Genomic DNA, 11,706 nt, shown 5'->3' on the forward strand with positions numbered 1-11,706 from the left:
GTTGCAGGTCTCCTCCGGTGTCGCGAAGAACCTGATGCCAGCAACCTAGTGAGGGCCTGACATGCCTGCTGCGATCCAAGACCGGCCGACCGTGCAAGGGGGCAAGACACCCCTGGTCGTGCGCCTGTTGGTGCTGGCCACGTTCGTCGTGATCCTCAACGAGACGCTCATGATCAACGCGATTCCGCGCCTCATGGAGTCGATGCACGTCACCGAACAGGCCGCGCAGTGGGTCTCCACCGCGTTCATGCTCACCATGGCCGCCGTGATCCCGGTCACCGGCTGGTTCCTGCAGCGCGTCACCACCCGCCAGGGCTACGCGATCGCGATGGGCGTCTTCCTCGCGGGCACCGCCATCTCCGCAGCCGCGCCGTCGTTCACGATCCTGCTGCTGGGCCGCATCGTGCAGGCCGCGGGCACCGCCGTGATGATGCCGCTGCTGATGACCACGCTGATGACCGTCGTGCCGGAGCAGGACCGAGGCCGCGTCATGGGCAACGTGACGCTGGCGATCTCAGTGGCCCCGGCCCTCGGCCCGGCCATCTCCGGCGTGATCCTGCAGCTGGGTTCCTGGCGCCTGCTGTTCGTGGCGGTCCTCCCGATCGCCGGCGCCGTGACGTACTTCGGCCTGCGCCACCTCGACAACATCGGTGAACCCCAGGTCAGCACCCTCGACTGGGCCAGCGCGGCCATGGCCACCCTCGGCTTCGGCGGCCTCGTCTACGGCTTGAGCCTCTTCGGCGAGGGCGAGTCGAACCTGGGCCCGAGCATCGGCATCGTCGTCGCGGGCGCCGCCACCATCGCGTTCTTCGTGCTCCGCCAGCTCAAACTGCAGCGCACCGGCGCCCCGCTGATGGACCTGCGCACCCTCACCCACCGCACCTTCGCCCTGGCGCTGGCCCTGATGTGCATCGCGTTCCTGGCGATGATGGGCTCGATGATCCTGCTCCCCCTCTACCTGCAGAACCTGCGAGGCCTCACCCCGTTGCAGACCGGCCTGCTCCTCATGCCGGGCGGCCTGGCCATGGGCCTGCTGGGCCCGACCGTCGGCCGCCTGTACGACCGCCTGGGCAGCCGCCTGCTGGTCCTGCCGGGCTCGATCGGCATCGTGCTCTCCCTCGCCGGCTTCACCCAGGTCTCGATGACCATGCCGTACTGGCAGGTGCTCGCCCTGCACGCACTCCTGATGGTCAGCCTGGCAGCGACGTTCACGCCGATCTTCACCCTCGGCATGGGCGCCCTCCCGCCGAACATGTACCCGCACGGCAGCTCGATCCTCGGCACGCTCCAGCAGGTGGCGGCAGCCCTGGGCACCGCCCTGGTCGTGACCGTGATGTCCGCCCGCGCCAGCCACCTGGTCGCAGAAGGCACCACCGCCGCGCTGGCGCAGCTGAGCGGCATGAAGCTGGCGTTCGTGATCGCCACCGTCCTGGCCGCGGCCACGATCGTCGTGGCGGCCATGCTGCCGAGCCGGACCACGACGTCCGGCGACGTGATGGCCCACTGAGTTCTTGGACGTCGTCGAGCAGGAGATCACCGGTGCCGTGCAGGGCGTGCTCGTGCGCCCTCGTGCCGGAAGCCGTGCGGGAGTGCTGGTCCTGCACGGCTCCTACGGCCCCGGCACGCTCGACCGGTGCAGGCTCCTGGCCCGCGCCGGCCTGATGGCGTTGGGACTTCGCTGGTACGGCGGCGAGGACCAGCCGCCAGGGATCTGCGAGGTCCCGCTGGAAACGTTCAGCGCAGGCCTGGACCTCCTCCAGACCGAAGGCGCCGAGAGACTCTCCGCGCTGGGCCTGTCCAAGGGCGCAGAAGCAGCGTTGTGGCTGTCCATTCTGGACCAGCGCACCGCCGCCGTCGTGGCCCTGTCGCCACCTTCAGTAACCTGGGCGAACCTCGGCGCGGGAACAGACGGCCAAAGCCACCCGTGGCGCTCGTCGTGGACCTGGCAAGGCGAACCGCTCCCGTTCGTGCCCCGCGACAAGACCTGGGAGCCGAAACCACGTGAGGACGGCTTCGTCCCCCTGCGAGGCTGGTACGAACACAGCCAGGAGCACTACCCCGACCACTACGAGGCCGCGGCCATCCCAGCGGAGAAAACCAAGGCCGAACTGGTCCTGGTAGCCGGCGGAGACGACCAGACCTGGCCCTCCCTGCCCGCCGCGAGAACACTGCGAGACCGCAGACTCGCCGCCGGACTCCCCACCGTCCTGGTCGAACGACCCGCCGCGGGCCACCGCCCCCGCCTGCCGGGAGAAGAACCCGCAAGCCCGTCGACGTACCTCTGCTACGGCGGCACAGAAGCAGAAGACAGGGCCCTGGGAACGGCTGCCTGGCCGCACGTCCTGAACGCACTGCGCGGCACCTGAACGCGGATGGGGCCCCGGACATGTCCAGTCCAGGGCCCCGGGTTGCCGCCCATTTGCGCACACCAGCGACGTTTAAGAGTCGGATCAGTCCTTAGGTCGCCGCGCTCTGCCGTTGAGCTACGGCCGCACGGGTAGAGCGGCCAGCAGGATTTGAACCTGCACCTCGGCGAGTCTTGTCCGTTCTCGGTTGATCTGGCGTTCGGCGGAAATGCTGATTCTGGAGCGAGAGTCTGAGCTTGATCCCGGCTTGCCTCTCCCGATTGGGCTACCCCGGCGCGATGGTGCCGGGAGCAGGATTCGAACCTGCACTTGTGACCGAGTGGTTCAGGCTGACGTTTCAGTTTCAGCTTTCACGCTCCCAATCGGGAGCGCACCCCCGCGCTCCAGCGGGGGAGTCTGTGGACGCTACCGAAACAGGTAGTCGAAGACGACCTCTCCGACGCGCTGGTCGGTGATCTCCATGTTGTTGGCTTCCTCGCGGGCGAACTTCACCGCGTGCTGAAGCTTCTCCACCCGGTCGACGAGCTCGTTGACCCGGCGGGCAGGCAGCGCACCGGAGAACTTCACGGTGGTCCAGTACCCCACCGGAATGTCCTCGTAGTACACCTCGACCTGCGCCGGGTGCTTCTCCGTGGCCTCAGCCTTGACGTGGTTGCGCGGCACCTTCTTGGTGCGGATCGTCCGCACCTGCTCGGTGCGCCAGTAGTCGGCGGACTCGTCGAAGTTCCAGTCCTCCGCCGCGTCCAGCAAGGGCAGCTTCTTCACGAAGGTGTGCAGGTCGGTCAGCTGCTTCTCGAGGAACAGCAGGTACGACACAGGCACGTCGCGAAGCAACGTCTGCCCGTCGACCACCACATCGGCCTTCGCGACGCAGTTGGCCCAGTCCTTGGTCGCCGTGACGTCGAAGAGCCGGGTCATCACACCGGCCGTCTTCCGCAGCACGTCCTCGGCCTTGATCTGCACACGAGTGGACTCCGGCGGCAACACCTCGCCGTCCTCGTCCTTCGGCTGGTACGTCCGGGAGATACCGGCCAGCAGCGCGGGCTTCTGCAGCCCGTGATGCGCGTCGGTGAGGTCCCGAAGCGTGCCCCCTTTGACACTCTTCTCCACCGCGATGATCTGGTTCAGCTTCGTCATGCCGCACCCCCCTTTGGTCTCGCGGCACCCTACGTGCCGGAAAGCCGTGCCTGCACCCGATTTCAGCCGGCCGCCGTGAGGGGCTCGTGGCCGCGTAAAGCACGTCAAAGGTGTATCGGTGGTCTGGAGATGCGAAACCCCCAGGCCTGTTACCTGGGGGTTTGGTGGGCCGCCAGGGACTCGAACCCTGAACCCGAAGATTAAAAGTCTCCTGCTCTGCCAATTGAGCTAGCAGCCCTCGCCGGGACAGCCTACCGATCTCCACCTCCGCATGTCCTCCGGGTTGCCAACCTCACGGTTGACGCACCGCCGCCACGGCTGGACCAGGCCCAACGACGAGCAGAGGAGAGGATCGGGCAAGAAGGGAGCCGGATCGTCGTACCGCCGGGAAGGCGGCGGGGCTGGAATTGGAGGTGTCAGAACGACGAGTCAGAGGAGCCGAGACGATGCCGCTCGACCACTACGTCACCCTGGGCCGCTCCGGCCTGCGGGTCAGCCCTTTCGCTCTTGGCGCGATGACCTTCGGTGAGGATCCCGGGGCCGCCGGCTGCAGTGTGGAGGAGTCCGAGAAGATCCTCAGGGCCTACCTCGACCGCGGCGGGAACTTCATCGACACCGCCAACTTCTACACGAACGGGCACTCCGAGAAGATCCTCGGCGACTTCTTCACCCACCACGGGAATCGGGAGCGGGTGGTGCTGGCTTCCAAGTTCTTCTTCAACATGTTCCCCGGCGATCCGAATGGCGGCGGGGGTGGAAGGGGATCGATTCGCCGGCAGCTCGACGAGACGTTGCGGCGGTTGAAAACCGACTACCTCGACCTCTACTGGATGCACAACTGGGATCGGAACACCCCGATCGAGGAGACCATGCGGACCCTCGACGATCTGGTGGGATCGGGCAAGGTGGGGTACATCGGGTTCTCCAACGTGCCTGCTTGGGTGACGGCTCAGGCGCAGACCATGGCGCTGCTCAACGGGTGGACGCCGTTGGTCGCGTTGCAGGTCGAGTACTCGTTGCTGGCGCGGACGGTCGAGGGTGAGATCGCGCCCATGGCCCGGGACCTGGGGATGGCGCTGGTGCCTTGGAGTCCGCTCAAGAACGGGTTCCTGTCGGGCAAGTACCGGAGGAACGTGCAGGTCGGCGACTCTGAGCGGGCCAAGTTCGTGGGTGGGCCCAGCGAGGAGGAGTTCAAGGTCATCGACGTCGTCGCGGAGATCGCGGAGGAGACGGACGCGACCGCTGCGGCTGTGTCGTTGGCCTGGTTGCGGGCGCAGGCTGGAACTGTCGTGCCGATCATCGGGGCGCGGAAGCTGGAGCACCTGGAGAGCAACCTCGACGAGGTCGCGCTGACGCGGGAGCACGTCGCCAGGCTCAGCAGCATCTCGCGGCCCGAGCTCAACTACCCCGCCGGCCTTCACGGGGAGTTGCGGGCGATGTTGCAGTTCGCCGGTACGACGGTTGATGGCGAGGCGTCGAACGTCTATCCGCCGTTGCTGCAGAGCGACGTTCGCTACTGAGGTAGAGCCTGCTCCACCCCGAGAACGGAAGCGTGCGTGACTGCGACAACCGGTGCCTGGTTGGAAATCTTGTCCTCACCACGGCAAGGGGAGGCACAGGATGAAGAAGACGCTGGTAGGAGTGCTGGCAGCGGCCATGTTGTTCAGCGGAACGGCGATGGCCGCGCCGGCGAGCGATGTGCAGAAGCAGCTCGACGGGCTCACGAAGCAGCACGAGTTCCCGGCGGCGTTGGCGACGATCACCGAAGGCAACGGCAGGACCAGCGCCTACACGTCGGGCACGTCCGAGCTGAACAAACGGACTCCGGTGCCCAGGAACGGGCAGGTGCGGGCGGGGTCCAACACCAAGGCGTTCGTTGCCGTGGTGGTCATGCAGCTCGTCGGTGAGGGGAAGGTCGAGCTCGACAAGCCGATCAACCACTACCTGCCGGGAGCGATCAAGGACGACCGGATCACGGTCCGGCAGTTGCTCAACCACACCAGCGGGCTCGCGAACTACACCGAGTTCATGGGGCTTGAGAAGTTCGAGGAGCAGCGGCACCGCTACTTCGAGCCGCGCGAGTTGCTGGACGTCGCGAACGCGCACCCCGTGACGGGCGAGCCGGGCGTGAAGTTCAAGTACAGCAACACGAACTACCTGCTGCTCGGCCTGTTGACGCAGAAGGTGACCGGGCGGCCGATCGCGGAGAACGTCGAGCAGCGGGTCATCAGGAAGGCCGGCCTCAAGGACACCTACTGGCCCGGTGTCGGTGACCAGACGATCAAGGGCAAGCACCCGCAGGGGTATGCGAGGACCGGCAACGGCATCGAGGACGTCACCGAGATGGACCCGAGCTGGGGCTGGGCGGCCGGCCAGATCATCTCGACGACGAAGGACCTCAACGCCTTCTACCAGGCGCTTCTGGGTGGCAAGCTGGTGCCGCCGGCTCAGCTGACGGAGATGAAGAAGACCGTCGACACCGCAGGTGAGATGTGGCCGGGCGTTGAGTACGGGCTCGGCATCGCCAGTGCGCCACTGTCCTGTGGTGGCCGGTCGTGGGGTCACGGTGGCGACATCCACGGTTACGAGACGCGTGGCGGGGTCACCGACAGCGGCAGGGCGTTCTCCGTTGCTGTCACGGCGTTGCCGGGTACTTTCCAGGACACGGCTGAAGAAGCCGGTAAGGCCCACGAAGCGGTTCTGGCCACTGTGGACGCTGCTCTGTGCGGTGCCAAGTGATCGCGGTCGCGGCGCTCACGGCGCTGACTCTCCTCGTCCCCCAGCAACTCGACCAGATCGTCAAGGACGGCACGCCCGGCGTCGAGGCGCATGTGAACGGGCACGACCACGCGCGGGGCAACGCTCCCGTCAACGGGCAGGTGCGCATCGGGAGCATCACCAAGTCGTTCGTGGCGGTGGCGACGCTCCAACTGGTCGCCGACAACAAGGTCGAGCTGGACGGGCCCGCGAACAAGTACGTGCCGCACATCAAGGACGGCCGCATCACCGTGCGCCAGGTCCTGCAGCACACCAGCGGACTGCCGGACTACGTGCTCGACGTCGGGGTCCCGAAGATCGCCGACATCCGGGACAGGTACTTCGCGCCGCACGACCTGCTGGACGCCGCGCTGGCCAAGCCGCCGAGCTTCCAGCCGGGTGAGAAGTACGAGTACAGCAACACGAACTACGTCGTCGCCGGGCTGCTGATCCAGAAGGTCACCGGACGCCCCGTCGGCGAAGCGATCCAGAAGGTCATCACCAAGGCCGGTCTCAAGGACACGTACTGGCCGAACCAGGGCGAGCAACGCATCCGCGGCCGCCACGCCCAGGCCTACGCGCTGAGCGACCTGCTCGACCCGAAGTCGAAAGTGGTCAACGCGACGGAGATCGAGACGTCCGCCGCTTGGGCGTCCGGCGCGATGGTCTCCACGCCCGCTGACGTCGCCAGGTTCTTCGAGGTGCTGCTCACGGGCGGACTGCTCGAGAAAGCGCAGCTCGACGAGATGCGCAAGGCCGTCACGGTCGACGAGAAGAGCGCCTACGGCCTCGGGCTCGAGAGCACCAAGCTCAGCTGCGGCGGGGTCTGGTGGGGCCACGGCGGGTCGATCCACGGCTGGGCGTCGCTGGGCGGTGCGACCGACAGCGGCAAGAGCGCGGCGGTCACGCTCACCGCGTTGCCCGGCACGTTCGGCGACGACCCGATGAAGAAGTTCCAGCAGGTGTTCGACGTGATCGACACCGCGCTCTGCAGGAAGTGACGTCAGCGGGCGTACCGGAGCACCCAGAGCATGTCCTGCTCGGTGACCGGTCCGTCCGCGACGCACGCCGTCAGCCAGTCCGTCAGCGCCTCCGGATCGATGCCCGCCCCGATCAGCACCAGCTGCGTCGGGGCGTCGTCGACCGGCGTGAACGAGACGGACGCGCCGACGGTGTGCAGCATGAAGGTGCCGAGTGGGAACCGCACGAAACCCTTGGCGCGGAACAACCCCTCCGGTCGCGCGCTCAGGAAGTCCATGAACAGCTTGGGGTGCAACGGATCCTCGAGCTCGAAGGACACGCTGTCGTACGAGGCGTGCGTGTGCGTGGAGTGGTCGTCCAGGTCGTCGAACGATAGCTGGCGCGGACCGAGGTCCGGCGGCCGCACCTCGAACAGCAACGCCGGATCGATCTGTCCGAACGAGACCGGCAGCACCGGTGCCGAACAAGGCAGCGAAGGCAGTTCGGAAACCCGGTCGACCTTGTTCAGCACCACCAGATCGGCCAGGGCGAGATCGCGTTCCAGATGAGGCACGGCGCCGAGCTCCACCGCGTCGGCCACGTAGATCAGCCCGCCGTAGGACACCCCGGGCGCCTGCAACACCATCCGGACCATGGCCGCGGGCTCGGCGAGCCCGGACGCCTCGATCACGATGACGTCCAGGTCCGCCGACGAGAGCTTCTCCAGCATGCCGTCGAGCTCGGTGCCGTCGACCGCGCAGCACAGGCAGCCGTTCGACAGCGACACCATCGAGTCGACCTGGGCGGAGACGGAGAACGCGTCGATGTTGATCCGCCCGAAGTCGTTCACCACGACACCGATCCGCGTGCCGCCGGACGTGCGCAGCAGGTGGTTGAGCAGGGTGGTCTTGCCGGAACCGAGGAAGCCGGCGAGCACGACGACGGGGATCACGACGTCCGAGGCTAGCCGGTGAACTCGGCGTTGCGGCGCAGCACCTCTTCCACGGTGCCGTCGAACATCGGCGGGTAGATGACCAGCTCGTCCACGCCGAGGTCCTCGTACTCGCGCACGACCGACGCGGACAGCGGCACCGACGCCGACACGCTGATCCGGAAGCCGGAGGGGCGCTCGGGGAACCGGGCCAGGTGGCCGCGGATCTCTTCAGGCGTCCCGATGCCGAACCACCCTTGCGCCCGCGAAACAGCTCGCCGGAACGCCGAGCCGCTGTGCCCGCCCACGACCACGCGCACGTTGGACGGCCGGGGATGCGCGTCCACCCCCGAGAACGACACGAACTTGCCCGCGAACGCCGGCGAGGGCGCGTGCCAGAGCTGGTCCATCGCGTCCAGGTACTCGTCGGTCCGCGCGCCGCGGTCGTCGAACGACACGCCGACCGCGGTCATCTCCGGCTCGAGGTAGCCGGCTCCGACGCCGAGCGTGAACCGGCCGCCGCTGAGCAGGTCCAGTGACGCCACCTGCTTCGCGAGCACCAGCGGGTTGCGCTGAGGCAGGATCACGATGCCGGTGGCGAGCTCCAGCGTGGACGTGACCGCCGCCACATAAGCCAGGTGCGTCAGCGGATCCACGATCACGGCGTCCGGTTCGGACGGTGACGGGTCGACGCGCGGTGACGGCAGCACCACGTGATCAGACGCCCACCACGATCGATAGCCGAGCGATTCGACCAGTTGGGCGAGCCGTCGCGTCTCGTCCGGTCCCGCGTGGCCGCCGATGTTGAGCCCCTGCACCCCGATGTCCATGATCGGGCCAACTATCGATTTGCATCGATCATTCCCGAAAGTGCAACGGAACAGGCGCTTCGCGCATCAGAATGGCGAGAAGGGGGGCGATGATGACCGAGTTCCTGGCTGCCGCGCTGGCGTTTCCGACCGTGGTGTTCAGCTTTTCGTTGCTGATAGTGCTGGCCTACTGGCTCACGGTGGCGTTGGTGGGCCTGGACTTCGACGCCCCGGTGCTGCCGATCTCCATCTCGATGTTCGTCGTGATCACGTGGTTCGCCGCACTGGTCGGCACGGTGCTCACGCCGGAGGGCTCGCTCCGGTACGCCATCCTCGCCGGATCGCTGCTCGTGGGCGCGCTCGTCACGAAGATCCTTCTCATCCCGGTCAGGAATTGGACGAAACCGGAGAAACCGGCGTCCCGCAACGACTTCGTGGGTCGCACCGCGATCGTCAGGACGACCAGGGTCACCGAGCGGTACGGGCAGGCCGAGGTGACCGCCGACGACGGCGGTACGGCGGTCGTTCAGGTGCGAGCGGCGCAGAGCACCGATCTCAAGGCGGGCCAGACCGCGTTGATCTTCGACTACGACGCAGAGGGCGAGTTCTTCTGGGTCGTGGACATCACCACAGGGGGCTGAACATGGGTGCGATCTCTACGGGGCTGATCGTGCTGATCGCCGTGTGCGCGTTCGTGCTGATCTTGGCACTGATCACGCTGAGCAGACTTTTCAAGAAGTGCGAGCAGGGCAAGGCGCTGATCGTCTCGAAGATGCGCAAGGTCGACGTGACCTTCACGGGAACCGTTGTGCTCCCGGTGCTGCACCGCTGCGAGACGATGGACATCTCGGTGAAGACCATCGAGATCCGCAGGGCCGGCAACGAGGGCCTGATCTGCCGCGACAACATCCGCGCGGACATCCGCATCACGTTCTTCGTGCGGGTCAACAAGACCGTCGAGGACGTCATCAAGGTCGCGCAGGCGATCGGCACCGAGCGCGCGAGCCACGAGGCGACGCTGCAGGAGCTGTTCAACGCCAAGTTCTCCGAGGCGCTCAAGACCGTCGGCAAGCAGCTCGACTTCGTGGACCTGTACACCCACCGCGACGAGTTCCGCGATCGGATCGTGCAGGTCATCGGCACCGACCTCAACGGCTACAGCCTCGAGGACGCGGCCATCGACTACCTGGAGCAGACGCCGCTCAAGCAGCTCGACCCGGCGAACATCCTGGACGCGCAGGGCATCCGCAAGATCACCGAGCTGACCGCGATCGAGCACGTCAAGACCAACGAGTTCACCCGCAACGAGGAGAAGGAGATCACGCGCCAGAACGTCAGCGCGCGTGAGGCGATCCTCGAGCTCGAACGGCGTCAGGCCGACGCGGAGATCAAGCAGAAGCGCGAGATCGAGACCGCCCGCGCGCAGCAGGAGGCGGAGACGCAGAAGGTCCAGGCCGAGGAACGCCTCAAGGCCAACACCGCCTTCATCCGCACCGAGGAACAGCTCGGCATCCAGACCGAGAACAAGGCTCGCGAGATCGCCGTCGCCGAGAAGAACCGCGAGCGCGTGATCGCCGTCGAGACCGAGCGCATCGAGAAGGACCGCATGCTGGAGGTCATCGCCCGCGAACGCGAGACCTCGCTGCGCATGATCGAGAAGGACAAGGAGCTCGAGCACGAACGCCGCGCGATCGCGGACCTGGTGCGCGAGCGGGTCGCCGTCGAGAAGACCGTGGCCGAGCAGGAGGAGAACATCAAGCGCCTGCGTGCGGTCGAGGAAGCCGAGCGCGATCGTCAGCAGGTCATCATCCGCGCCGAGGCCGAGGCGCAGGAGTCGCTGGTCAAGGACATCAAGGCCGCCGAGGCCGCGGAGCAGTCCGCGCAGCACAAGGCCCGCGAGGAGGTCGTGCTCGCCGAGGCGCGCAACAAGGCCGCCGAGCTCGACACCCGCTCCAAGATCCGTCTCGCCGAGGGCACGCAGGCCGAGGCCGCGGCGAAGGGCCTGGCCGACGCGCTGGTCAAGGAACGCGACGCCGCCGCGTCCGAGGCGCTCGGTCGCGCCGAGGCCGTGGTCGACCGCGAGAAGGCGCTCGCCGACGCCGAGGGCATCAAGGAACGTCTCAAGGGCGAGGCGGAAGGCCTGTCGCACAAGGCGGAGGCCATGGCCGCGCTCGACACCGCCACTCGCGAGCACGAGGAGTACCGGCTGCGTCTCGAGGCGGAGAAGGAGATCCGGCTCAGGGGCATCGACGTGCAGCGCGAGATCGCCGAGGCCCAGGCCATGGTGCTCGCGGCCGGCCTGGAGAAGGCCGACATCGACATCATCGGTGGCGACACGATGTTCTTCGACCGGATCGCCAGCTCGATCACCGCGGGCAAGCAGGTCGACGGGTTCGTCGGCGGCTCGGACGTGGTGCAGGCGCTGGGTTCCAAGTGGATGGACGGGTCGGCGAACTTCCCGGAGGACCTGACCAAGATCCTCAGCTCGTTCACCACGGGTGACGCGCAGAACATCGCCGCGGCGATCGCGCTGACCCAGATGGCCAAGAACAACGGCCAGACCGCATGACACAGCTCGACGCGGGCACTTACGAGGTGCTGCGGGCGAGGCTGGCCGACCAGGCCACCGCGCTCGCCCGCAGCACCGAGGCGCTGAACGACCGGCGCGTCGAGACGTTCGGCAGCACTGCCCTCGAACTCGTTGCCACCGAACGCATCCGGACCGAGAACAACTGCGTGCCGCGTG

11 protein-coding genes and 1 tRNA gene are annotated in these 11,706 nt (G+C 67.1%); 8 read left to right on the forward strand and 4 right to left on the reverse strand.

From position 1 onward, the window contains the following. Nucleotides 1-61 precede the first annotated feature (61 nt). Nucleotides 62-1,507, forward strand: coding sequence for an MDR family MFS transporter (locus ACIQF0_RS20800; RefSeq protein WP_401031410.1), 1,446 nt, complete (start codon nucleotides 62-64; stop codon nucleotides 1,505-1,507). Between the two features lie 4 nt (nucleotides 1,508-1,511). After that, the gene (locus ACIQF0_RS20805) at nucleotides 1,512-2,366 is read left to right on the forward strand and encodes an acyl-CoA thioester hydrolase/BAAT C-terminal domain-containing protein (protein ID WP_401031412.1); all 855 of its coding nucleotides are present in this window, start codon (nucleotides 1,512-1,514) and stop codon (nucleotides 2,364-2,366) included. A 405-nt stretch (nucleotides 2,367-2,771) separates the two neighbouring features. On the opposite strand, the gene ACIQF0_RS20810 is transcribed toward ACIQF0_RS20805, so the two are convergent. Both ACIQF0_RS20810 and ACIQF0_RS20815 read right to left on the reverse strand, forming a co-directional pair. Then, entirely contained in the window at nucleotides 2,772-3,503 is a 732-nt protein-coding gene (locus tag ACIQF0_RS20810; RefSeq protein WP_093595949.1) for a hypothetical protein, read from the reverse strand. A gap of 162 nt (nucleotides 3,504-3,665) precedes the next feature. Continuing rightward, nucleotides 3,666-3,741 (reverse strand) — tRNA-Lys (locus ACIQF0_RS20815). Nucleotides 3,742-3,949: 208 nt separating this feature from the next. Here ACIQF0_RS20815 and ACIQF0_RS20820 point away from each other — a divergent pair. The 3 genes from ACIQF0_RS20820 to ACIQF0_RS20830 all read left to right on the forward strand — a co-directional run bounded on the left by ACIQF0_RS20820 (nucleotide 3,950) and on the right by ACIQF0_RS20830 (nucleotide 7,261). Then, nucleotides 3,950-5,023, forward strand: coding sequence for an aldo/keto reductase (locus tag ACIQF0_RS20820; RefSeq protein WP_401031414.1), 1,074 nt, complete (start codon nucleotides 3,950-3,952; stop codon nucleotides 5,021-5,023). A gap of 100 nt (nucleotides 5,024-5,123) precedes the next feature. Further along, on the forward strand, nucleotides 5,124-6,242 hold the full coding sequence (locus ACIQF0_RS20825) for a serine hydrolase domain-containing protein (RefSeq protein WP_401031416.1): 1,119 nt from the start codon (nucleotides 5,124-5,126) through the stop codon (nucleotides 6,240-6,242). Then, nucleotides 6,239-7,261, forward strand: a complete 1,023-nt coding sequence (locus ACIQF0_RS20830; RefSeq protein ID WP_401031418.1) for a serine hydrolase domain-containing protein — start codon at nucleotides 6,239-6,241, stop codon at nucleotides 7,259-7,261. Before ACIQF0_RS20825 ends, ACIQF0_RS20830 begins: the two co-directional genes overlap by 4 nt. Before the next feature lie 2 nt (nucleotides 7,262-7,263). Here ACIQF0_RS20830 and ACIQF0_RS20835 read toward each other — a convergent pair whose 3' ends face one another. After that, nucleotides 7,264-8,172 carry a CobW family GTP-binding protein gene (locus ACIQF0_RS20835; RefSeq protein ID WP_401031420.1) on the reverse strand — a complete coding sequence of 303 codons (909 nt, stop codon included), beginning with the start codon at nucleotides 8,170-8,172 and terminating at the stop codon, nucleotides 7,264-7,266. Nucleotides 8,173-8,183: 11 nt separating this feature from the next. After that, entirely contained in the window at nucleotides 8,184-8,981 is a 798-nt protein-coding gene (locus ACIQF0_RS20840) for a TIGR03619 family F420-dependent LLM class oxidoreductase (protein ID WP_401031422.1), read from the reverse strand. Between the two features lie 92 nt (nucleotides 8,982-9,073). Between ACIQF0_RS20840 and ACIQF0_RS20845 the strand changes: the two genes are divergently transcribed. The 3 genes from ACIQF0_RS20845 to ACIQF0_RS20855 form a co-directional block, all read left to right on the forward strand. Next, nucleotides 9,074-9,601, forward strand: coding sequence for a hypothetical protein (locus tag ACIQF0_RS20845; protein ID WP_360045388.1), 528 nt, complete (start codon nucleotides 9,074-9,076; stop codon nucleotides 9,599-9,601). 2 nt (nucleotides 9,602-9,603) lie between these two features. Further along, nucleotides 9,604-11,529 (forward strand): SPFH domain-containing protein, encoded by a 1,926-nt coding sequence (locus tag ACIQF0_RS20850; protein WP_401031423.1) that lies wholly within the window; start codon nucleotides 9,604-9,606, stop codon nucleotides 11,527-11,529. Further along, the coding region (locus ACIQF0_RS20855) for a DNA repair ATPase (protein ID WP_401031425.1) at nucleotides 11,526-11,706 on the forward strand (181 nt) is incomplete at its 3' end. The genes ACIQF0_RS20850 and ACIQF0_RS20855, both read left to right, overlap by 4 nt.

The organism is Lentzea sp. NPDC092896 (assembly GCF_044754905.1).
In the GTDB taxonomy this organism is placed as follows: domain Bacteria; phylum Actinomycetota; class Actinomycetes; order Mycobacteriales; family Pseudonocardiaceae; genus Lentzea.

Excerpts from the sequence above, each read along its gene's own strand:
- ACIQF0_RS20845 (WP_360045388.1), top strand. The coding sequence starts at position 9,074 with ATGACCGAGTTCCTGGCTGCCGCGCTGGCGTTTCCGACCGTGGTGTTC.
- ACIQF0_RS20850 (WP_401031423.1), top strand. The coding sequence starts at position 9,604 with ATGGGTGCGATCTCTACGGGGCTGATCGTGCTGATCGCCGTGTGCGCG.
- ACIQF0_RS20840 (WP_401031422.1), bottom strand. The coding sequence starts at position 8,981 with ATGGACATCGGGGTGCAGGGGCTCAACATCGGCGGCCACGCGGGACCG.
- ACIQF0_RS20825 (WP_401031416.1), top strand. The coding sequence starts at position 5,124 with ATGAAGAAGACGCTGGTAGGAGTGCTGGCAGCGGCCATGTTGTTCAGC.
- ACIQF0_RS20800 (WP_401031410.1), top strand. The coding sequence starts at position 62 with ATGCCTGCTGCGATCCAAGACCGGCCGACCGTGCAAGGGGGCAAGACA.
- ACIQF0_RS20810 (WP_093595949.1), bottom strand. The coding sequence starts at position 3,503 with ATGACGAAGCTGAACCAGATCATCGCGGTGGAGAAGAGTGTCAAAGGG.
- ACIQF0_RS20820 (WP_401031414.1), top strand. The coding sequence starts at position 3,950 with ATGCCGCTCGACCACTACGTCACCCTGGGCCGCTCCGGCCTGCGGGTC.